Source organism: Streptomyces sp. NPDC006997 (assembly GCF_040635175.1).
In the GTDB taxonomy this organism is placed as follows: Bacteria; Actinomycetota; Actinomycetes; order Streptomycetales; family Streptomycetaceae; genus Streptomyces.
The window spans coordinates 48,915-70,181 of the sequence record NZ_JBEYHH010000035.1 but is presented as its reverse complement, the minus strand read 5'-3'; the positions used below and the strand labels follow the sequence as shown (position 1 = coordinate 70,181).

The 21,267-nt window shown below is 73.2% G+C and carries 20 protein-coding genes and 1 pseudogene; 10 read left to right on the top strand and 11 right to left on the bottom strand.

Annotation, left to right across the window (positions count from 1 at the left end; translation table 11 throughout):
• Nucleotides 1-3: 3 nt before the first annotated feature.
• The 5 genes from ABZ659_RS28835 (at nt 4) to ABZ659_RS28815 (ending at nt 9,258) form a co-directional block, all read left to right on the top strand.
• Entirely contained in the window at nt 4-5,094 is a 5,091-nt protein-coding gene (locus ABZ659_RS28835; RefSeq protein WP_360225439.1) for an SDR family NAD(P)-dependent oxidoreductase, read from the top strand.
• A gap of 32 nt (nt 5,095-5,126) precedes the next feature.
• A complete protein-coding gene (locus ABZ659_RS28830) occupies nt 5,127-6,557 on the top strand; it encodes a cytochrome P450 (RefSeq protein WP_360225435.1) in 1,431 nt (476 codons plus the stop codon).
• Nucleotides 6,554-7,270 carry an SGNH/GDSL hydrolase family protein gene (locus ABZ659_RS28825; protein WP_360225433.1) on the top strand — a complete coding sequence of 239 codons (717 nt, stop codon included), beginning with the start codon at nt 6,554-6,556 and terminating at the stop codon, nt 7,268-7,270. Before ABZ659_RS28830 ends, ABZ659_RS28825 begins: the two co-directional genes overlap by 4 nt.
• 28 nt (nt 7,271-7,298) lie before the next feature.
• Nucleotides 7,299-8,708, top strand: a complete 1,410-nt coding sequence (locus ABZ659_RS28820) for an MFS transporter (protein WP_360225431.1) — start codon at nt 7,299-7,301, stop codon at nt 8,706-8,708.
• Nucleotides 8,709-8,943: 235 nt separating this feature from the next.
• Nucleotides 8,944-9,258, top strand: coding sequence for a hypothetical protein (locus tag ABZ659_RS28815; RefSeq protein ID WP_360225429.1), 315 nt, complete (start codon nt 8,944-8,946; stop codon nt 9,256-9,258).
• A gap of 295 nt (nt 9,259-9,553) precedes the next feature.
• Here ABZ659_RS28815 and ABZ659_RS28810 read toward each other — a convergent pair whose 3' ends face one another.
• Nucleotides 9,554-9,811 carry a hypothetical protein gene (locus tag ABZ659_RS28810; protein ID WP_360225427.1) on the bottom strand — a complete coding sequence of 86 codons (258 nt, stop codon included), beginning with the start codon at nt 9,809-9,811 and terminating at the stop codon, nt 9,554-9,556.
• Nucleotides 9,808-10,224, bottom strand: a complete 417-nt coding sequence (locus ABZ659_RS28805) for a DUF1622 domain-containing protein (RefSeq protein WP_360225425.1) — start codon at nt 10,222-10,224, stop codon at nt 9,808-9,810. Before ABZ659_RS28805 ends, ABZ659_RS28810 begins: the two co-directional genes overlap by 4 nt.
• Before the next feature lie 196 nt (nt 10,225-10,420).
• On the opposite strand from ABZ659_RS28805, the gene ABZ659_RS28800 reads away from it, so the two are divergent.
• Both ABZ659_RS28800 and ABZ659_RS28795 read left to right on the top strand, forming a co-directional pair.
• Complete coding sequence (locus ABZ659_RS28800) at nt 10,421-10,891, top strand: hypothetical protein (protein ID WP_360225423.1); 471 nt, start codon at nt 10,421-10,423, stop codon at nt 10,889-10,891.
• 163 nt (nt 10,892-11,054) lie between these two features.
• Nucleotides 11,055-11,324: pseudogene (locus tag ABZ659_RS28795) on the top strand (hypothetical protein); the annotation flags it as partial.
• Between the two features lie 33 nt (nt 11,325-11,357).
• Here the strand turns inward: ABZ659_RS28795 and ABZ659_RS28790 are convergent.
• From ABZ659_RS28790 to ABZ659_RS28760, 7 genes are all read right to left on the bottom strand, one after another.
• Nucleotides 11,358-11,741, bottom strand: a complete 384-nt coding sequence (locus ABZ659_RS28790; RefSeq protein ID WP_360225421.1) for a toxin Doc — start codon at nt 11,739-11,741, stop codon at nt 11,358-11,360.
• On the bottom strand, nt 11,741-11,980 hold the full coding sequence (locus ABZ659_RS28785) for a hypothetical protein (RefSeq protein ID WP_360225419.1): 240 nt from the start codon (nt 11,978-11,980) through the stop codon (nt 11,741-11,743). The genes ABZ659_RS28790 and ABZ659_RS28785 overlap by 1 nt, the downstream gene beginning before the upstream one ends.
• The gene (locus tag ABZ659_RS28780; RefSeq protein ID WP_360225437.1) at nt 11,962-13,095 is read right to left on the bottom strand and encodes a HAMP domain-containing sensor histidine kinase; all 1,134 of its coding nucleotides are present in this window, start codon (nt 13,093-13,095) and stop codon (nt 11,962-11,964) included. Before ABZ659_RS28780 ends, ABZ659_RS28785 begins: the two co-directional genes overlap by 19 nt.
• Nucleotides 13,088-13,771: a response regulator transcription factor gene (locus ABZ659_RS28775; protein WP_360225417.1), complete on the bottom strand. Its 684-nt coding sequence runs from the start codon at nt 13,769-13,771 to the stop codon at nt 13,088-13,090. The genes ABZ659_RS28780 and ABZ659_RS28775 overlap by 8 nt, the downstream gene beginning before the upstream one ends.
• A 57-nt stretch (nt 13,772-13,828) precedes the next feature.
• Nucleotides 13,829-14,536 carry a VanZ family protein gene (locus ABZ659_RS28770; protein ID WP_360225415.1) on the bottom strand — a complete coding sequence of 236 codons (708 nt, stop codon included), beginning with the start codon at nt 14,534-14,536 and terminating at the stop codon, nt 13,829-13,831.
• A gap of 85 nt (nt 14,537-14,621) precedes the next feature.
• The gene (locus ABZ659_RS28765) at nt 14,622-15,017 is read right to left on the bottom strand and encodes a hypothetical protein (RefSeq protein WP_360225413.1); all 396 of its coding nucleotides are present in this window, start codon (nt 15,015-15,017) and stop codon (nt 14,622-14,624) included.
• Between the two features lie 21 nt (nt 15,018-15,038).
• Nucleotides 15,039-15,494 carry a hypothetical protein gene (locus tag ABZ659_RS28760; RefSeq protein WP_360225411.1) on the bottom strand — a complete coding sequence of 152 codons (456 nt, stop codon included), beginning with the start codon at nt 15,492-15,494 and terminating at the stop codon, nt 15,039-15,041.
• Between the two features lie 226 nt (nt 15,495-15,720).
• Here ABZ659_RS28760 and ABZ659_RS28755 point away from each other — a divergent pair, with 226 nt between their 5' ends.
• Genes ABZ659_RS28755 through ABZ659_RS28745 form a run of 3 tightly spaced genes read left to right on the top strand, consistent with a single transcriptional unit; the run spans nt 15,721 to nt 19,143 of the window.
• A complete protein-coding gene (locus ABZ659_RS28755) occupies nt 15,721-16,191 on the top strand; it encodes a hypothetical protein (RefSeq protein WP_360225409.1) in 471 nt (156 codons plus the stop codon).
• 25 nt (nt 16,192-16,216) lie between these two features.
• A complete protein-coding gene (locus ABZ659_RS28750; RefSeq protein ID WP_360225407.1) occupies nt 16,217-18,019 on the top strand; it encodes a thiamine pyrophosphate-requiring protein in 1,803 nt (600 codons plus the stop codon).
• Nucleotides 18,016-19,143 carry an SDR family oxidoreductase gene (locus ABZ659_RS28745; protein ID WP_360225405.1) on the top strand — a complete coding sequence of 376 codons (1,128 nt, stop codon included), beginning with the start codon at nt 18,016-18,018 and terminating at the stop codon, nt 19,141-19,143. Before ABZ659_RS28750 ends, ABZ659_RS28745 begins: the two co-directional genes overlap by 4 nt.
• Here ABZ659_RS28745 and ABZ659_RS28740 read toward each other — a convergent pair.
• A complete protein-coding gene (locus ABZ659_RS28740) occupies nt 19,050-20,834 on the bottom strand; it encodes a glycoside hydrolase family 15 protein (protein WP_360225403.1) in 1,785 nt (594 codons plus the stop codon). The two genes, ABZ659_RS28745 and ABZ659_RS28740, sit on opposite strands and share 94 nt — an antisense overlap.
• Nucleotides 20,831-21,265 carry a hypothetical protein gene (locus ABZ659_RS28735; RefSeq protein ID WP_360225441.1) on the bottom strand — a complete coding sequence of 145 codons (435 nt, stop codon included), beginning with the start codon at nt 21,263-21,265 and terminating at the stop codon, nt 20,831-20,833. The genes ABZ659_RS28740 and ABZ659_RS28735 overlap by 4 nt, the downstream gene beginning before the upstream one ends.
• Nucleotides 21,266-21,267: the final 2 nt, after the last annotated feature.

Here is a 21,267-nt window from a genome sequence, read left to right as displayed (position 1 = left end):
TCGGTGGGTGAGCTGGCGTGTGCGCACGTGGCGGGGGTGCTGTCCCTGGAGGACGCGTGCACGCTGGTGGCGGCGCGCGGTCGTCTGATGGGTGCTCTGCCCGCGGGTGGTGGCATGGTCGCGGTGCAGGCGACTGAGGCCGAGGTGGTCGAGTCGCTGGCCGGGTTTGAGGGGCGGTTGTCGGTTGCCGCGGTGAACGGCCCCATGGCCGTCGTGGTGTCCGGCGATCTCGTTGCCCTGGAGGAGTGGCTGCCGCGGTGGGAGCAGGAGGGTCGTAAGACGACGCGGCTGAAGGTCAGTCACGCGTTCCATTCCCCGCTCATGGAACCGGTGCTGGACGAGTTCCGTGCGGTGGCTGAAGGTCTCACCTTCCACACACCGAACATCGCGGTCGTGTCGAACGTGACCGGCGCACTGGTCTCCACCGAACTGACGGACCCGGGCTACTGGGTCTCCCACGTCCGTGAGGCCGTCCGCTTCGCCGACGGCGTGCGCACCCTCGCCGAAGAGGGCGTCACCCGCTTCGTCGAGGTCGGCCCGGACGCCGTACTCACCGCTCTCGCCCAGCAGACGCTGGACGTCGAGGACGCGGTGTTCGCCCCCGTGCTGAAGGCGCGGGTGCCGGAGGTGGAGGCGTTCGCGGCGTTCCTCGGTCGCGCTCACATCGCCGGTCTCCCGGTCGACTGGGACGCCTTCTACACCGGCTCCGGCGCCCAGCGCGTCGAGCTGCCCACGTACGCCTTCCAACGTGAACGCTACTGGGTGTCCCAGAGCGTGGCATCCGGTGATCCCGCCGCGGCTGGTCTCGGCCGGATCGAGCACCCTCTTCTGAGCGCCGCTGTGCCGGTAGGCGACCGGGACGAGTGGGTCTTCACCGGCCGTCTCTCCCAGGACAGCGCCCCCTGGGTCCGGGACCACATGGTGCTCGGCATGGTCATCGTCCCCGGTACCGCCCTGGTCGAACTGGCGCTGAGCGCGGGTCGGTCGACCGGCTGTCCGGTCGTGGAGGAACTGGTGCTGGAGGCACCGCTGGCCCTGGCTGCGGATGCGGGGCGGTTGGTGCAGGTGACGGTGGGTGCGCCGGATGCGGATGGCCGTCGTGAGGTGGCGGTGTACTCGCGGTCCGAGGCGGCTGACGGCGTGGTGACGTGTCACGCGCGAGGCTGGCTTGCTGGGGCGGCTGAACCGATGGATGGCATCGGTGGTCAGTGGCCGCCTGCTGGCGCTCGGGCTGTCGCGGTGGAGGGGTTGTATCCGCGGCTGGCCGCGGCCGGTTACGAGTACGGCCCGGCATTCCAGGGGCTGCGGTCCGTATGGCGTGTGGGTGAGGACCTGTTCGCTGAGGCGGAACTCGCTGAGGGCATGGCGGGTGCGGGCTTTGGTGTGCACCCCGCGCTGTTCGACGCGGTGCTGCACGCGGCGTTGGCGGAACGGGACCCGGGCGCGGGAGTGGACCTGCCGTTTGCTTGGTCGGGCGTGCGGCTGGGCCGTGGGATGGCCGGGTCGCGGGTTCGGGTGCGTATCGGGCGCTCTGGCGAGTCGGCGATGCGGGTGGACGTCGTGGACGAGCGGGATGTGCCGGTGGTGGCGGTGGAGTCGCTGTCGGTACGGCCGGTGGACCAGGCGCAGTTGGCTGGCGCGGGGCAGGGAGACGGAAGCGAGGCGTTGTTCGGGTTGGAGTGGACTGCCGTGAGCGCCCCTTCCACCGCGCCCCCAGTGTCGTTGGCGGTGCTCGGCGCACTGCCAGCCACCGGCGAGCGTTACCCGGACCTCGCCACCCTGGAACACGCGGTGACCGAAGGCGGCACCGTGCCGGACCTCGTGGCGGTCGCGATCGACTCACCGACGGACTCGGATGCCGTCCAGGCCGTGCGCCAGGTCACACAGGGCACCTTGGAGCTGTTGCAGCGGTGGCTGGCGAGCGAGGTGCTGGGTCGGTCCCGCCTGGTGGTGGTGACCCGCAACGCGGTCGCCGTCGGTGAGCAGGCTCCGGACCTGACCCAGGCCCCGGTGTGGGGTCTGGTGCGCAGCGCCCAGTCCGAGCATCCGGACCGGTTCATGCTCCTCGACCTCGGTGACGACGAACAGCCCGACTGGGATCTCGTCGTCTCCCAGGACGAACCGCAACTTGCGCTGCGCGACGGCGACCTGCTCGCCCCCCGCCTGGCACGGACCCCCGCGCAGCCGACGGGGAGCACCTGGAGGCTGGGCATCGAACGCAAGGGCTCGCTGGACGGGCTGGCGCTCCTGCCATCCGACGCGGACCGTCCGCTCGGCGCGCGCGAAGTGCGGGTCGGCATCCGAGCCGCGGGCCTGAACTTCCGGGACGTGCTGATCGCGCTGGGCACCTACCCGGGTGAGGCACCGCTGGGCAGCGAGGCCGCCGGTGTCGTCCTGGAGGTCGGCGCCGAAGTGACCGACCTGGTCCCCGGCGACCGCGTCATGGGCCTGCTCATGGACCCGTTCGGGCCCGTCGGGATCACCGATCACCGGATGATCGTCCCGATGCCCGCCGACTGGTCCTTCACCCAGGCGGCGGCCATGCCGCTCGTCTTCCTCACCGCCTACTACGCGCTGTCCGAACTGGCGGGCGTGCAGGCCGGTGAGCGGCTGCTGGTGCACGCGGCGGCTGGCGGCGTCGGCATGGCGGCCGTCCAGCTGGCCCGCCACTGGGGTGTCGAGGTCTACGCGACCGCCAGCCACTCCAAGCAGGACGCGGTGCGCGCCTCCGGCGTCCAGCACGACCGGATCGCCTCGTCCCGGGACCTGTCGTTCCGGGAGAAGTTCCTGGAGGTCACCGGTGGGGCGGGTGTGGACGTCGTACTGAACGCCCTGGCCGGGGAGTTCATCGACGCCTCGCTGGACCTGTTGCCCCGGGGCGGCCGGTTCCTGGAGATGGGCAAGGCCGACATCCGTACGCCGGAATCGGTGGCCGAGGCCCGCCCCGGCGTCCGCTACGTCTCCTTCGACCTCCTCGAAGCCGGTCCCGACCGGATCCAGGAGATGTTGTGTGAGTTGGTGTCCCTGTTCGAGCGGGGTGTGTTGCGGCATTCTCCGGTGCGGACGTGGGATGTGCGTCGGGGTGCGGAGGCGTTCCGGTTCCTGCGTGAGGGCCGGAATGTGGGCAAGGTCGTGCTGACTGTTCCCGCGCCGCTCGATCCCGAGGGCTCGGTCCTGATCACGGGTGGTACGGGTGGTCTGGGTGCGTCGTTCGCTGAGCATTTCGTGCGTGAGTACGGTGCGCGGCATCTGGTGCTGGTGAGCCGCCGCGGCATGGCGGCCGACGGCGTAAGGGAACTGGTCGGCGAGCTTGAGGCGTCAGGCGCCCAGGTGCGGGTGGAGGCGTGCGACGTCGGTGACCGGGAGCAGTTGGCCGGGTTGATCGGTTCGTTGGAGCGTCCGCTCGGTGCGGTGGTGCACGCGGCGGGTGTGCTGGATGACGGTGTGATCGAGTCGTTGACGGCGGAGCAGGTGGAGCGGGTGCTGCGGCCGAAGGTCGACGCGGCGATGCACCTGCATGAGCTGACCGCGGGCATGGACCTGTCGGCGTTCGTGCTGTTCTCCTCGGTCGCGGCGTTGATCGGTAGTCCGGGGCAGGGGAACTACGCTGCGGCGAACGCGGTGTTGGACGCGTTGGCGGCGGCGCGGCGTGCGGCAGGGTTGCCGGGGACGTCGTTGGCGTGGGGCTTGTGGGCCACGGCTGGCGGTATGGCTGGCGGACTGGGTGAGGCGGAGATCGCCCGGCTGGAGCGTATGGGTACCGCGGCACTGCCGACCGAGGTCGGTCTGGAACTGTTCGACCGGGCTCGGTGGGTGGACGCGGCGGTGCAGGTTCCCGTCCTGCTGGACCTGAGTGTGCTGCGGTCGCAGGCACGGGCCGGACTGCTCGCACCACTGTTCCGCGGACTGGTGCGCACACGGACACGGCAGACAGACGGCGGTGCTGGGGAGGGTTCCCTGGCGCAGCGCCTGGCGGGCGTGTCACAGGATGACCGCGAGCGGGTGGTGGTCGAGGTCGTGGTGGCGCAGGTCGCGGCGGTGCTGGGGCACGCGTCGGCGTCGGCGGTGGATCCGCAGCGTGCGTTCCGGGAGTTGGGTATCGACTCCCTGGGCGCGGTGGAACTGCGGAACCGGCTGACCCAGGCGACGGGGCTGCGGCTGCCGACCACCCTGGTCTTCGACCACCCCACCCCCACCGCCATCGCCCACCTCCTCCTCGACGAGATGGGCGGTGACGAACAGGCCGTACCCGCAGCCGAGACCACCGAGGACAGCGGTACGCTCGGTGCCCTCCTGCGGCACGCGCACACCGCGGGCGCCATGGCCGAGGCGGTGCCCCTGCTGACCGGGGCGGCCCGGTTCCGGCCGACGTTCGCGTCGGCGGCCGACCTGGCCGGTGACACCTACGTCGTGCCGCTGGCGTCGGGAACTGAGCAGACGAAGATCGTCTGTGTGCCGTCCTTCGTGGTCGGTTCGAGCCCGCACCAGTTCATGCGGTTCGCCGACGCCTTCGACGGCGAACGGGACGTGTACGCCTGCACGCTGCCCGGGTTCCGGGACGCCGAGCCCGCCCCCGGGACGTGGGACGCGGCGATCGAGGTGCTGGCGGAGTCGATCGCCCAGGCGGTCGGCGACGCGCCGTTCGTCCTCGTCGGCTACTCGACCGGCGGTGTCCTCGCCCACTCCCTCGCCGCCCGGTTCGAGGCGACCGGGGTGCGACCGGCCGGTGTCGTCATGATCGACACGCCGATGCCGGAGACCGAGGCGGAGACCAACAGCGTCTTCACGTCGGTGATGACGCAGATCCTCGGCCGCGAGTCGCAGCCAGGCGCGATCAGCGACACCGACTGGCTGGCGATGGGCGCCTACATGCGCCTGCTGGCCGCGCACACGCCGACCCCCGTCACCGCTCGCAGCCTGATGATCCGCGCCGACGTCTCGCTGGACGGGAACGCCTGGCCGACGTGGAACACCGCCGACACCGACGTGAAGGTCGCCGCGGACCACTTCGCCCTTGTCGAGGCGCAGGCCGCCGAAACCGCCGAGGTCACCCGTCAGTGGCTGCGGCACACCGACCCGGAGCAGACCAAGTGAGTTCCCCTCAGAAGAACGGAGAAAGACCGGACATGGACAACTCTCAGGCGGGCCAGGCGGCTCGCTGCCCCGTCGACCACGGCGGTGCCAGCGGGACGGACGCCGTCATACCCGCCACCGCACTGCCGGGGTCGAAGCAGCACGCGGTGATCCAGCTGTTCAAGTACTGGACGCGTCCCCAGCAGTACATCGAGGAGTGCCGCAAGGAGTACGGCCCCCGGTTCCAGGTCAGCATCCGGCTCCCTCCGCGCGCCGTGTACGTGCTGACCACCCCTGACGACGTCAAGGCCATGTTCACCGCGCCCGCCGACGTGCTGCACACCGGCAAGGGCTCGGCCACCATCGAGAAGTACACCGGTCAGTCCGGGCTCGCCTGGCTCGACGAGGACGCGCACAAGAAGCGGCGCAAGGCCATGATGCCCAGCTACCACGGCGCGGCGCTGGAGCGGATCGCGACGGCCATCCCGCAGATGGCCGAGCGGGACGTCGCCCTCTGGCCCCGCGACAGGCCCGTCGAGCTGCACTCCCACATCCACGGGTTCACCATGCACGTGATCCGTGAGGTGATCTACGGGCCCCAGGTGCCCAAGCGCTGGGACGAACTGCACGCGCTGCTGCTGGAGATGATGCGGTTCAACAACGGCCCGGCCTCGCCGATGCTGCTGCACAAGATGCCGCCGCGGCTGTTCAGGGCCCTGCGGGCGACCCGGCCGCTGGGCCTGGACCGCTTCCTGAAGCTCCGCGACCAGACCGACGCGCTGATCTACGAGACCATCGAGGAGCACCGCGCGTCCGGCCACCGCGGCGACGACCTGCTCTCCACCCTGCTCGGCATCACCCACGAGGACGGCTCGCCGCTGACCGACAGCGAGATCCGCGACGAGATGACGACCATCTTCCTGGCCGGTACGGAGACCACGGCGGCGGCGATCGCCTGGTCGTTCGTGTACCTGGCCCGCCACAAGGACGTCACCGAGCGGCTGCGCGAGGAGATCGCGCGCGGGGAGGACGCCTATCTGACGGCCGTGATCAACGAGGTGCTGCGGCTGCGTCCGTCGATCCCGCAGATCATCGTCCGCGAGGTGAAGAAGCCGATCGAGATCGGCGGTGTGCGCTACGAGCCGGGCCAGCACCTGTGGGCGAGCGCCTTCCTGCTCAACCGTGACCCGAACCTCTACGAGGAGCCGGACGCGTTCCGGCCCGAGCGGTTCCTCGACGTCAAGCCCGGTGTCTACTCGTGGATCCCGTTCGGCGGCGGGCGTATCCGCTGTCTTGGCGACCGGATCGCCCTGCTGGAGATGAAGGCCGTACTCCGCGAGGTGCTGACCCGGTGCGAGCTGCACGTGTCCGACCCCGAGCCGCAGCGGGCCCGCAGCCGGATCGTGGTGAACGTACCGGCCGACTTCGCCCGTGTGGAACTGCGCGACCGGGTGCCCAGCCTGGTGGGGGAGGGCCGCGGATGAACCCCCTGCTGCTTCCCCTCGTCGCCGCGCAGGGCCTGTGGGTGCGCGCCAGGACCGAGGTGCTGCCGCCCGCCGCCGGCCCGGCCACCGGCACCGTCGCCGAGGACGCCGCGGGCCCGCCGATGCGGATCGCCGTAGTGGGGGAGTCCACGGCGGCGGGTTGCGGGGTCGCCACGCACGACGAGGGCTTCCCCGGCAGCCTCGCGCGGGCCCTCGCCGCCTCGTACGGCTGCCCCGTCACCTGGGAGGTGGTCGGCCGCTACGGTGCCACCGGACGCCGCGTCCGCTACCAGCTGCTGCCGCAGCTCGGCGAGGGCTACGATCTGGCGGTGCTGCTCGCGGGCGCCAACGATGTCCTCGGCCGGCGCAGTCCCGACCAGTGGGCGGAGGACCTCGCGGCGATCGTCGACGACCTGACGCGGCGGGCCGGGTCCGTCGTGGTGGTGGGGACGCCGCCGTTCGCGGACTTCCCCTCGCTGCCCGGCGCGCTCGCCCGGTTCTGCGCCGAGGGCGCGGCGGGCCTGGACCGGGCCTCGCAGCGGGTCTGCGCCGAGCGACCGCAGGTGGCCTGGATCAACTCGACCGACATCATGCGGATCACCGGGGACTTCTTCGCGCGGGACGGGTTCCACCCGTCCGCACACGGCTACCGCCAGTGGGCCCAGGCGGTCGCCGACCACGCGTGTGCCGAACGCCGTACCGACCCGAGGTGACCGCCGTGACCGAGAGGAGCTGCCGCGTATGCCGCCACCGTTGAGTGGGACGACGCCTCGGCGGGGATGGAGCATCGCCGTCGTCCTCACCGGCGTGTTCGTCTCCTCGCTGGACCTGTTCATCGTCAACATCGCGTTCCCCGACCTGGAGAGCGCGTTCCCGTCGGCTGGTCTGAGCGATCTGTCGTGGGTGCTCAGCGCCTACGCGATCACGTTCGCCGCGTTCCTCGCCCCGGCCGGACGATGGGCGGACAGGTCCGGGCGCAAACGCGCCTACCTGGCGGGCCTCGTCCTGTTCACGCTGGCGTCGGCCGCCTGCGCCGCGGCCCCCTCGCTGGGCGCCCTGGTGGCCGCGCGCACGCTGCAGGCCGTCGGTGGCGGCCTGATGCTGCCCAGCTCGCTGGGGCTGCTGCTGCCGCTGTTCCCGCCGCACAAGCGGGGCGCGGCGGTCGGCCTGTGGTCGGCGATGGGTGGCGCGGCGGCCGCTCTCGGTCCGCCGGTCGGCGGCCTCCTCGTCCAGGCGGGCTGGCAGTGGGTGTTCCTCGTCAACCTCCCCATCGGCGTGGCCGCCTGCGCGGTCGGGGTGTGGGCGCTGCGCGAGATCCGCGAGGAGTCCAGCACGTCCCCCGACGTGCTGGGCGCCGTCGTCCTCGCGGTCACCGTGGGCGCCATCGTGGCGGCCATCGTGCAGGGGGAGAGCTGGGGGTGGACCAGCGGTCGGGTCCTGGGCATGTTCGCGGTGGGCGCGTTGGGCGTGGTGTTCAGTGCGGTACGGGCCGTCCGGCACCCGGCCCCGGTCATCGAACCGGCGATCCTGCGCATCCGGGCCGTGGCGCTGGCCAACGTGGCGACCATCCTGTTCTTCGCCGGTTTCGGTGCCATGATCCTCGCCTCGGTCCTGTTCCTGACGGGCCTGTGGCACCACTCGGTGCTGCGGTCCGGCCTGGAGATCGCGCCCGGCCCGGTCATGGCGGCGGTGTGCGCCGTGCCCGGCGGCCTCCTCGCCACCAAGTACGGCAACTACGTGGTGGGTTTCGCGGGCAGTGTCCTGTTCGCGGCGGGCGGTGTGCTGTGGGCGACCGCGACGGCCACCGACGTGGCCTACGCGAGCGCGTTCCTGCCCGCGGGCGTCATCGCGGGGATCGGCGCGGGGCTGGCCCTGCCGAGCCTGTCCGGCGCCGCGACCCTGCCGCTGCCCCCGGAGCGCTTCGCCACCGGCACGGCCATGGTGTCCATGTGCCGCCAGGTCGGACTCGCCCTGGGCGCGGCGGTCGTGGCGGCCGTACTGGGCACCCGCCCGGACCTGGCAGCCTTCCACACCGCCTACTTCTTCATGGCGACCTGCGGCCTCCTCGGCGGCCTGGCCCTCCTCGGCATCCGCGACACCACCTCCCGCCGGGTCCCGGCCAACGTGGCCCAGGGGGTGACTCCCCCCTGAGCCGACCTGAACCCGGCAGCCGGACGTGCCCGAAGGACCGCGACGGAACCCCCTCCATCGCGGCCTTCGGGCGGGCCCGGGGGTGAGGCGAACGGGGATGCGTCTGCGGGGATGGTCGGTCTGGTCCGGCATGGCGCTGCGGACTCCGCGGCGGCGCAGGTGGGCACGGTCTCCGTGGCAGGCAGGGCATGTCGGTTCGTATAGGGTCGCCAGGGCGCTGATAAGGGGGGACCACATGGGTGACGTACCGAAGCGACGGCCGGCCCTGAGACGGCTCGCGATCGCGGCCCTCGGCTTGATGACGCTCGCCGTTTCCGGCTGGCTCCTGAGTGACGTAGTCGGCGCCGACTACCCGCGGCGGCCTGTCTGGGACCTGGGAAGTGCGGGGCCCTGGGTCGCTTCGTACGCGCGTGCCATCGCCACCGGCTCCTGGATGGCGGCGCGTGTCTGCCTGATACTGACCGTCCTGCTCCTGGCGCTGGAGTCCCCCTCGCTGCTCGCGGGCGCGGTGCGCAGGGTCACCCGGCGGGCAGGCCGCCCGATGGGTTGACTCGGCCTTTCCGTGACCGTGCTGGTCCGGTCGAGGAAGATGCCGAGAGGCGGCCCCCGCGCCTCAGGTTTGGCGCGACGCCGGTCCACGAGGAGGGTTCGTGACGGGGACCCGTGGGGGTCCCTTCCTCGGCAAGGCGGGCTCGCATCCCGCGGTCGCCGGACGTGCCGGTCCTTCGGCCGAGGGAGTGCCCCGCGGGTAGCTGTGTCACCACCCGCTGGGACGACACACCTGCGGCAGGTGGGAAAAGTCCCCACCGGCACCTCCCGCACCACCGTCGCTCAGTCCCGGGCCGTCAACCGCGTCCCGCGATGTCCTCGCTGGTCCGGGAACCGAACGTCGCGACCTTGCGGACGGCGATGACCGCGGCGGCTGCCAGGATGCTGTCCCAGGAGACGTCGCCCGCCAGCCGGATCAGCCCCGCGGCGGTCAGGAAGTCCAGGAGTACGGGCAGCGCGTGGCCGATGCGGCGCGTCGTCGCGTAGACCGCGACGGCGACGGCGAGTCCCGCGCCGGTCACCAGGAGCGCCGCCGCGGTGAGGAGCCCGGTCACAGGCCGCGCTGGCCCTGGTCCGCCGTGGACTTGCCGGGGAACGGGTCCCCGGCGAGTTCCGCCCGCTCCTGGGCGATCTCCCGACCGAGGAAGAAGTTGAGTGCCGTACGGATGGCGGCGATGGCGGCCAGCTGGCCGATCTCCGTGAAGCTCGGCGCCACCGCGGTCCGCAGCACGTCACCGGCGAGCTGGAACTCCAGCCCGAGGGCCAGGAACCGCCCCAGCGTCAGCCGGATGCGGTTGAAGCCGTGGGTCTGCCCCCGGTCGCGTGCCAGCGTCGCCGTGAACCGGGCGAAGGCCCATACGGCCCCGACGAAGATGATCAGCGCGCCAGCCGTTTCGACCAGCCGCACCAGCACACCGATCGCGTCGCGCAGGTCCGACTCGGGCAGGAGCTCCACGGAGAGGATCATGTGGGGCGGTTACCCGGTGCTCCCTGATCCACCTCCCCGGGGCCGCGCGGCACCCTCGAACAGAGCAGTGGAGCTGGCGCGGGCACCCGCCGACGTGGCGCATTACGGGCGTTGACCGGCTTGGCCGGCCCATGTCACCGTCAAGCGTCCGGCCGGGCGCGCCGGTTCGGGCTCCGGGAGGGGAGTGGCGATGACCATGGGTGGACCGAGACGGGGGGTGGCGGCTGCCGCGGCCGTGACGGCGGTGGTGATCGCGTTGTCCGCCGCGGGGCCCGGGGTGGCCGCGGCGAGCGCGCCGCCGGACGCCGCCGGGACGTTCGTGACGGCGGGCGCCCTGAGCGATCCGACCCCCGAGGAGCAGGAACAGCTGCGGGAGATCGCGGGTGCGATCTGGAGCCCGGAACTCGCCGCCGGGTGGAACATGAACTCCGAGGTCGCCGACGTCCTGTCGACCGCCACCGGTGAGATCCTCCGGTGCAGCGAGGCCTTCTCCCTCGTGCCGCGCCCGCCCGGGTTCGTTCCCGGGCTGGGTTACCTGGTGAGCTACTGGAAGAACCTGCGCGACTATTTCCTCGCCGTGAAGGACAACCGGTCCTACCGGGTCTGCGTGGTCTCCGTCGCCGCCAACTACCGCACGGCGATCGAGATGGCCTCCATGGGCATCTGAGCCGGTGCCACACCCCGGGCGGCGGCCGGTGGCGCTGCCGCAGCTGGCGGGGGGCCCTCACCAGACCGAAGCCGAGGTCGGCCATCCAGTCCCACAGTTCCGGTCCAGCTCCCTGTGCTCCGTCCACCGCTCCTCCGACCGCTGCACCGCCGTCGAACCCTACGCCTGCGCCGGGGAGTACGAGGCCGCCCTGGCCGCCCTGGAGAAGGCCCGCGACCTGCTCGGGGAGCCGGAAGCGGGGGAGCGGGACCGCGCCGGTGAATGGGCGGAGTGCGTCCGTCTCGCGGGTGCCGTGGAGGGCGTCTACCTGGAACGCCGCGCCCCCGCCCTGGCCCGCCTCGACGTGGCGGTGGCCCGGCTGACCGCCCTCGGCCACACCGAGGGGACCGGACCGCTGACGGCCCTGGCGGCCGAACTGCGCGACGCCAGGTGACCGCCGCGCGGGGGCGCTCCGCCCGCGGCGACGTCAGATCGTCCAGCCGCGGAGCGCCTCCGCGACGGCCTGCACGGGCACCCGGGTCTCGCGGACCTTCCTGACCAGGTCGGACAGGGCGCCGTAGGGCGGGTCGATGCCCTGCCCGGCCTGGTCCATGTACTGGGCGGCGACGAACGCGGCGAAGAGGCTGTTGTGGTGCGGCAGCGGTTCGAGGCGCACGATGCTGTGCAGGAGCGCCGCCGCACGCCACGCGGTGTCCGGGTGGGACGTGGCGAGGGTCGGCATCCGCGTCCGGTGCCGGGCGACGGCCGCCACCAGCGCGGAGTAGTCGGTGACCGACAGGTCCTCGGTGCCGAGCGCGGCCTCCTGGACGTCCAGGAGCCAGGGGACGTCGACGTACAGGATGTCGCTCATCAGGCGGCCGTGGCCCCCTCGCCCCGCTGCGCCGGGGGCACCTCGTCGGGGAACGCCTCGTCGAACTCGGCCCGCAGCCGGTCCGCCCAGGAGACGGCACCGGAGACGAACCGCTTGCGCTGCATCTCGCGCACGCCGAGGTCGTGCAGGTACTGCTTGAGGCTCTTGCCCTCGGCCGCGGCGGCCGCGCGCACGCCTTCCATTTCCTCGTCGGTGAAGGTCACGTTGAGCGATGGCATACCGGGAGGGTACCTACCCGGTACCCGCCGTCGCGACCCGGTGCGCCGGGCAGCCACACCGTGACGACGAGACCGCCGGTCGGGCGCGGGGCGAGCCGGAGGGCCCCGCCGTGCGCGCGGACGACGCTCCGCACGATGGCGAGACCGAGGCCGACCCCGGCGTGCTCGTCGGTACGCACCCGCTCCGCCCCGCGCTGGAACGGCTCGGTCAGGGTCGGCACCAGCTCCGGCGCGAGCGGCCGGCCGGTGTTCTCGACCCGCAGCACGCTCGTGTCGCCGTACGCCTCCGTGCGCACCGTCACCGTCCCGTCGGCCGGGAGGTTGTGGACGACGGCGTTCTGCACGAGGTTCGTCAGCATCCGCTCCAGCAGCTCCGCGGAACCGCTGGTCCGGGCGGCGCCGCCGGTGACGTCGAGCGTGATCCGGCGCTGCTCGGCGAGCGGGAGCAGTGTCTCGCACACCTCCTCGGCGACCAGGGAGAGGTCGACGTCCTCGCGGGTGAGGTTCCCGCGCTCGCCCCGGCTGAGCAGCAGCAGGGCCTCCGTGAGGTCGATCGCCCGCGTGTTGACCGCGTACAGCCGCTCGATGAGTTCGCCCCGGTCCCGCGTGGGGTCCTCGCGGGCCACGTCGAGGAGCGTCCGGGAGATCGCCAGCGGGGTGCGCAGTTCGTGGGAGGCGTTCGCGGCGAACCGCCGCTGCTCCGCGACATGGGACTCCAGCTGTTCGAGCATGGTGTCGAACGCGTCGGACAGTTCACGGAACTCGTCCTGGCGGCCCGCCATCCGGATCCGGTGGGACAGCGAACCGCTCCCCGCCCGGCGTGCCGCGTCGGTGATCCGGCCGAGCGGGGCGAGCATCCGCCCGGCGAGGAGCCATCCGCCGACGAGGCCGAACGCGAGCAGGAACGCCATCGCCACGGCCGCCGCGGGCCCGAAGGTGTGGATGAGGAGGTAGCGGTTGGGTGAGACCCCGAGGAGGCCTTGCGAGTTGTCGGGCACGTAGCGCAGCAGGTACATCCACACCACGGCCAGCAGCAGCGCGCCCGCGACCATGAGGAACCCCGCGTAGCTGAGGGTCAGCTTCAGCCGGGCGCTGAGCCCCGGCCGCCTAGTCACGGTCACCGCCGGTCCCGTCGGCGTCGATGCGGTAGCCGACCCCCGGCACCGTGGCGATGACCCACGGCTCGCCGAGCCGTTTGCGCAGCGCCGACACGGTGATCCGCACGGCGTTGGTCAGCGGGTCGGCGTGCGCGTCCCACGCCCGCTCCAGCAGCTCCTCGGCGCTGACGACCCCGCCCTCGGCGGCGACCAGCACCTCAAGCACCGCGAACTGCTTGCGGGTGAGCGCCACGTACCGTCCGTCGCGGAACACCTCCCGGCGGAACGGGTCGACCCGCAGCCCCGCGATCTCCCGGACCGGGGGCCGGGCGTAGGCGCGCCTGCGGTCGAGCGCCCGCAGCCGCAGCACCAGCTCCCGCAGGTCGAACGGCTTGGTGAGGTAGTCGTCGGCGCCCAGCTCGAACCCGGACGCCTTGTCGTCGATCCGGTCGGCGGCGGTGAGCATCAGGATCGGGATGCCGCTGCCGGAGTCGACGATGCGCCGGGCGACCTCGTCACCGGAGGGGCCGGGGATGTCACGGTCCAGGACCGCGAGGTCGTAGGAGTGGACGCCGAGCATCTCCAGGGCCGAGTCGCCGTCGCTCGCGATGTCGGCGGCGATCGCCTCCAGCCGCAGTCCGTCCCGGACGGCCTCGGCCAGGTAGGGCTCGTCCTCCACGATCAGTACGCGCATGGGCGCAGCCTAGGCAGCGCGGCATATCGCCGACGTATGCGCACGCTGCCTCCCCCCCTACGCCGCGGGTGCCAGCGCCGGACGGTCCCGGTCCGAGGGCGCCGGTGCCTGCCGGCCCCGCCACCAGCGGCGCGACGCCAGCCCGGCCAGTACGGCACCGGCGGCGTTGACCAGCACGTCGTCCACGGACGACACCCGGTCGAGCTGGAACACGTACTGCGCGGTCTCCACCAGCACCGAGCAGCCCGCCCCGAGCGCGAGCACCCGCGGCACGGACGCCAGCGCCGCCCACCGCACCGGCCCGAAGAACCCCAGCGACGCGAAGACCAGCAGGTTGCCGACGATGCCGAGCGGCCCCATCACCAGCAGGTCCCGCAGCGGCACCAGACTCACCCGGGCAGGGGCCACCCCCGGCTGGGCGCCCGGCATCAACGTCAGCCACACGAACGGCACCGTCCCGTGCACCATGCCCACCTCGGCCAGCGACATCCGCCACGCCCCGGCGACACCGGCGGCGCGCCGACGCCGCGCCAGCGCCCACGCCAGCAGCACGGCCAGCGGCACCGAGGCCAGCGTGACCAGCACCACCCCGTTGAACGTGTCGAGGCAGCCGTGCCACCGCCCGGCCACACAGGTGGGGGCGGCCATGAAGAGCGCTCGCCGCATGACGAACAGGACGACTGCCGGGCCGAGGACCATCACACTGAGCAGCACGGTCCCACGCGCACGGCGGACCGCCGCCGCCACTGATCTGTTGTGGTTCATGCCCCCATTGCAGACGGCGCCCGGTTGCGACGGCGTATGCGGTTTCCGATACGCCCGCGATACCCGCCCGGCCCGGACCCTCGGTTCAGGAGCCCCGGCACCGGCGCAGCCGCTCGTTGTGCCAGGCCACGGCGCGGCGGATGTCGGGTTCGTGCAGACCGGTGCGGCAGCCGAGCTGCTCCAGGGTGAGCACCGGCGGGCCGGAGGTCAGCGCCCGGGTGATCTTCGCCGCCCAGAGCTCCTCCTCGACGAAGGGCCGCCGCCGGTACGTCTCCCGCAGGGCCTCCAGATGCGCCTCGCAGCAGGCCGTCAGACGGCGTGTCCCGTCGAACCGGTCATGGGTGGGGTGGGTGGCGGAGGAGTCGGGCGCGTACCCGGTCACCGCCTCGCTCTCCGGGAAGGCGGCGGCACACAGGTCGCACAGCTCCAGACGGCTCACCGCGCTCACGCGGGCCGCCTTCCGGCGTCTCCGTCCCCACATCGGTGCTCCCTCCGGGGACGCTCAGCGCAGGGCCTGGTAGACCGAGGCGGTGGTGAGGCCGTAGGCGAGGTGCGGCACCACGTCGGACGCCCACGACGACCCGCTCCACGACGTCGGGTCGGTCACGCCCAGCGCGGTCGCCGGGCCGTCGCTGCCCGCCATGGCGGCGATGCCGAGCAGCGGGGTGGCCGCCCACGCGGGCAGGGCGCCGTCCCGGCGGCGGCTCAGCAGGCCGTACGCCGCGCCGACGCCGAGGCCCGTCACGTAACCGAGGAGCGTGCCGACGGCCTGCTCGCGGTTCGACCTGGACTCCTCGTCGCCGAGTTCCACCCCGGTGCGCTCGACGAGCCGGTCCGCGACCTGGGTGGGCACGTCGCTGGAGCCCCGGCCGCGCAGCAGCATGTCGCCGTAGGTCACGACGTTGAGGGCGACGGTGCCCGCGGCGCCTGCGAGCAGACCCTTCGTGACGGTCCTCATGGGTGTCCTCCTGGAGGTGCGGACGGGGCGGCGTCCGGGCCGGGTGCCCGCCGGTGCCGGGCCCGAAAACGACCGGAGCGGCAGGACCCGCGCCACGGCGGACGCCGTGGGTCGGTCCACGGCCGGTTCGGTCCTGCCGGGCGGGGTACCTCGGGCACGTTGTGATGATTCACCGAACGACGGGCGTCGGCCACCGGTGGACGGCGAGCGTCAGAAAGGCGGAACCATGCGGGACCGTCCGGCCTCCCCCGGCACCCTGCCCCCGTCCGTCTCCCGGGCCGCGTTCGCGGGCGGGCTGCGCGACCTGGTCAGCATGGGCCTCGTCGCGGTGGCGGTGTGGCTGTTCCTGGGCGGCTGGGTGCTGGCCTACCCGTCCGGCGACCCCACCAACGACGCCCGCCTGACCGAGACCGTGGTGTGCGTGGTCGTGCTGATCACGGCGGTCACCCGGCTGGTCAGGCCCTCCGGCCTCCCCTCCGACCTGGTGCTCCTCGCCGCCGGCGGGTGGCTGGTCGCGGCGCCCTTCGCGCTGGGCTACGGCGACACCCCCGTGGCCGACGCCGCCCGCTACAACGACGTCGCCCTGGGCGGCGTGATCGTCCTGGCGGCCCTGGTGTCCATGGCGCTGCGCTCCGCCGCCCGCCGCCGGCGGGACGTTTCATCCGCCGGTTCCCGAGGCACCCCAGGCTCGCAATGACCCACCGCTCGTTCAGGAGAAGCCCATGAGCCAAGTCGCCGACTACGTACTGCAACGTCTGACCGAGTGGGGCGTCCAGCGCGTGTACGGCTATCCGGGCGACGGCATCAACGGCCTGCTGAGTGCCTTCGACCGGGCCGACGGGAGCCCGGAGTTCATCCAGGCCCGGCACGAGGAGATGGCGGCGTTCATGGCGTGCGCGCACGCCAAGTTCACCGGTGAGGTCGGCTGCTGCACGGCGACGTCGGGTCCCGGGGCCGTACACCTGCTCAACGGTCTCTACGACGCCAAGCTGGACCACCAGCCGGTCGTGGCCGTCGTCGGCCAGCAGAAGCGGCTCTCGCTCGGCGCCCACTACCAGCAGGAAGTGGACCTGGAGAGGCTGTTCGCGGACGTCTCCGAGTACTGCCAGATGGTCGTGCACCCGGGGCAGGCCCGGCACGTGATCGACCGGGCCTTCAAGACCGCGCTGACCACGCGCGGGGTGGCCACCGTCATCATCCCGAACGACATCCAGGAGGAGGACGCCCAGCCGTCCCCGCCGAAGAAGCACGGCTCGGTCTTCTCCAGCGTCGGCTGGAGCCGCCCGCGCGTCCTGCCGGACCCGGACGAGGTGCGCCGGGCCGCCGACATCCTCAACGAGGGCGACAAGGTCGCCATGCTCGTCGGACAGGGCGCCGCCGTGGCCGAGGCCGAGGTCGTGGAAGCGGCCGAACTGCTCGGCGCGGGCGTCGCCAAGGCCCTGCTGGGCCGCGAGGTGCTCCCGGACGACCTGCCGTTCGTCACCGGCCCCATCGGGCTGCTCGGCAGCAAGCCGAGCGACGAGATGATCCGCGGCTGCGACACCCTGTTCATGATCGGCAGCAGCTTCCCGTACGCGGAGTGGCTGCCCGACGAAGGGCAGGCGAGGGGCGTCGAGATCGACATCGACGGACGGATGATCGGCATCCGCTACCCCATGGAGGCGCACCTCGTCGGGGACGCCAAGGAGACCCTGAAGGCGCTGATCCCGCTGCTGCGGCGCAAGGAGGACCGGTCCTGGCGGGAGAAGATCGAGAAGGGCGTCGCGGAGTGGAACGACCTGTGTGAGCGCTGGGCCTCCCAGCACTTCGGCGGCGTCATCAACCCGCAGGCGGTCGCCGCGGAACTCTCGCCCCGGCTCCCGGACGGCGTCATCCTGACCGCCGACTCCGGCTCCGGCACCAACTGGTGGGCCCGGCACATCAAGCTCCGCGACGGGATGCAGGCGTCGCTGTCGGGGACCCTGGCGACGATGGGCCCGGGAACGCCGTACGCCATCGCCGCGCGGTTCGCCTACCCGGACCGCCCGGTCATCGCGTTCGTCGGGGACGGCGCGTTCCAGATGAACGGCATGAACGAGATGATCACCGTGAAGCGGTACCTGGACCGGCTCTCCGGTCCGGCGCCGTTCGTGTTCTGCGTCTTCAACAACCAGGACCTCAACCAGGTCACCTGGGAGCAGCGCGCCATGTCCGGCGACCCCAAGTACCCCGGCTCGCAGGACATCCCCGACATCCCCTACGCGTCCTACGCGGAGCTGATCGGCCTCAAGGGCATCCTGTGCGACGACCCGAAGAAGATCGGGGCCGCCTGGGACGAGGCGCTCGCCTCCGACGTGCCGGTGGTCCTGGAGTTCAAGGTGGACTCCGAGATCGCGCCCATCCCGCCGCACATCATGGCCGAGCAGGGCAAGAAGGCGGCCAAGGCGGCCCTGCACGACCCCGAGAAGGCGGGGATCGCGGGCAAGGGAATGCGCCAGAAGCTCACCCAGTACGCCGAACACCTGCCGGGCCGGGGGAAGTCATGACGGCACGGCACCAGGACGGCGAGCACCCCGAGGTCGTGGTGGTGACCGGCGGCAGCGGCGGCGTCGGCCGCGCCACCGCCCGCGCCTTCGCCGCGCGCGGCGCCCGGGTCGCCCTGCTCGCCCGGGGCGAACGGGGCCTGGACGCGGCGGCCCGCGACGTCCGGGAGGCGGGCGGCCAGGCGCTGCCCCTGGCCGTGGACGTCGCCGACCCGGAGGCCGTCGACGCGGCGGCCGACCGCGTCGAGCGGGAGCTGGGCCCGATCGACACCTGGGTGAACGCGGCCTTCTCCACCGTCTTCGCCCCCGTCCAGGAGGTACGCCCGCAGGAGTGGCGGCGCGCCACGGAGGTGACGTACCTCGGCTTCGTCTACGGCACCCAGGCGGCCCTCAGGCGGATGGTGCCGCGCGACCGGGGCACCATCGTCCAGGTCGGCTCGGCGCTGGCCTACCGCGCCGTCCCCCTCCAGGCCGTGTACTGCGGGGCCAAGCACGCCATCAAGGGGTTCACCGAGTCACTGCGTTGCGAACTGCTCCACGAGGGCAGCGGGGTACGGGTCACCATGGCCCAGCTGCCCGGTGTGAACACGCCGCAGTTCTCCTGGGTGCTGGCCAAGCTCTCCCGGCACCCGCGCCCCGTGGCGCCGGTGTACCAGCCGGAGGTCGCCGCGCGGGGCATCCTGTACGCCGCCGACCACCCCCGGCGGCGTGAGCACTGGATCGGCGGCTCCACCGTCGCCACCCTGCTCGGGCAGCGCGTCGCCGCCGGGCTTCTGGACCGCTACCTGGCCCGCACGGCGTACGACTCCCAGATGACCGACGAACCCGTCGACCCCGACCGTCCGGTGAACCTGTGGGAACCCGTCGACGGCGCCGACGGCCGGGACCACGGCGCGCACGGCGTCTTCGACGACGAGGCGCACGGCCGCAGCGTCCAGCTGTGGCTGTCCCGCCACCGCGCGCCCCTGGCGGTGGGCGCGGCCGTGGCCTCGGGCGCCGGGACCGTGCTGGCCGCCGGACTGCGCTCCCGTCATCACGGCAGCGGACCGGTGCCGTCGCTGAGGCGGACCGCGCACTCCAGCAGGAGGGCGTGGACGAACGCCTGGGGCAGGTTGCCCCTCAGCTGACGCTGCCGCACGTCGTACTCCTCGGCGAACAGCCCGGGCGGCCCGCAGGCGGCCCGGGTCCGCTCGAACCAGCGGAACGCGCCGACGCGGTCGCCGAGGCGGTGGGTGGCCAGCGCCATGTGGAAACCGCACAGCAGGAAGGCGCCCTCCTCGTCGCCGAGGGGGGCGTCGTGCTCGAAGCGGTACAGGTAGCCGTCCCGCGCCAGCCGTTCCTCGACGCGGGCGCGGGTGCGCGCGGCGCTCGGCTCGTCGCCGGACGTGCAGCCGCGGGCCAGCGGCACCAGCAGCGCAGCCTCGGGTCCGTCGTCGTCGGCGGCCCGGCGCCAGTACCCGTCCGGGTGCAGACAGCGTGCGCGGGTCTCCTTGAGGACGGCGTCGGCGGTCTCCGCGCAGCGGCGGCCGTCCGCGCCGGGCAGCACCTCCGCGATCCGGCGCAGTCCGCACACCACGCTGAGCCGGGAGTGCGTCCACCAGCGCTCCTCCAGCTCCCACAGCCCCGCGTCCGGCTCCCGCCAGCGCCGCTGTACGGCCTCGACGGCGACCCGCGCCGCCCGCACCGTGTCCGCGTCGAGCCGGTCGTGGCGGGCCGCCGCCGCGAACAGTTGCAGCACCTCGCCGAAGGTGTCGAGCTGGAACTGCCGGGCGGCCCGGTTGCCGAGCCGGTTGCCGCCGCCCGGGTAGCCGGGCAGCGGCAGCTCGCGCTCCGGGGGCGTCGGCCCGCCGGTGACGGTGTAGGCGGGCCGCAGGTCGTCGCCGTCGGCGAGGACCCGCTCGGTGGTGAACCGGACGGCGGAGTCGAGGAGTTCGTGCGGCCCGTGCGCGGCGACGGCCAGGCCCGCGTAGCACTGGTCGCGCAGCCAGGCGAAGCGGTAGTCGTAGTTGCGGCCGGCGTTGGCGCGCTCCGGCAGGGACGTCGTGGCGGCGGCGACCATGCCGCCCGCGCCGCTGGTCAGTCCCCGCAGGACTGCGTAGGCGTGCCGCGCGTCGCGAGGGGCGACCAGGTCGGAGCAGTCCGGTACGGCGCGCCGCCACTCCCGCTCGGTGGCCCGCCACAGCGCGGCCGGGTCGAGCCGGTCCACGGGCTCGGCGCCGGTGTCCGTGGACAGCTCCAGCACCAGGTCGTGTTCCTCCCCCTCGGCCAGGCGGAACTCACCGCGCAGCCCGTCCCGGGGGTCCCACGTCGCCTGTGCGGCCCCGGCCAGCCGCATCCGCAGCCCCGGCCCGGCGGCCGTCCACAGCCCCTCGCGCAGACGGGGCTCCCGCATCCGGTGGGCGCCGAACCCCGGGCGGGGGTCCAGCTCGAGGCGGAGCGGCGCCCCGCCGCGCACGGCCCGCATCCGGCGCAGCAGACGCAGCCGGTCCGGGGCGGCGGGCAGGGCCAGCGCGTCGCGGCACTCGACCACGGCGTCGGCGGTCACCCAGCGGTGCACCCGGATCAGGGTGCCCTCCTCGTAGGCGCCGCCCCACACGTGCCAGCGGTCGGCGGGCCGCACCGCGAAGTGCCCGGGAGCGCCGACCAGCGCGGAGAACACCGCCTCACTGTGCCAGCGCGGGGCGCACAGCCACACCACCCTCCCGTCCGGGCCCACGACCGCCCCGCGCTCGCCGTCGGCGAGGACGGCGTAGTCCCGCAGCACCCAGGGCGGAGCGGTCCCCGGGTGGGCGTCCGGCATGTCGGCTCTCTCGTTCATGCGGGCGGAGTGTCCCGCCCGGGCGGCCGGAAACCGCCGGGCCAGCAGCGGGAACCCCTCCGGACGCCGGTCCGCGACGGTGACGCGGGCGGGTCCGGCGGCGCCCCGGCACGCTCGCCGCGCCACGAGGCCGCCGCGAAGGCGGAGGCCACGCACAGGTCCGTCAGGGCCGCCGCGCGCCAGCGGTCACCGCGCAGGGCCAGGGCGGCCATGCTCGCGGCGTGCACCGCGTCGGGCACCGCGGCCCAGGCCGGGGGCAGCGTGCCGCGGGCGGTGACGGCAGCCTGGAGCAGGTGGCGTACGCCGAGCACCCGCGCGACGGCGGCACCGGTCCCGTCCTTAGGGGTCGCCGGGCAGCGGCGCAGGAGGGCACGCGGGAACAGGACGAGGGCGGTTCCCCACCCGACACGGGCGGCCTGGACGAACGGCATCG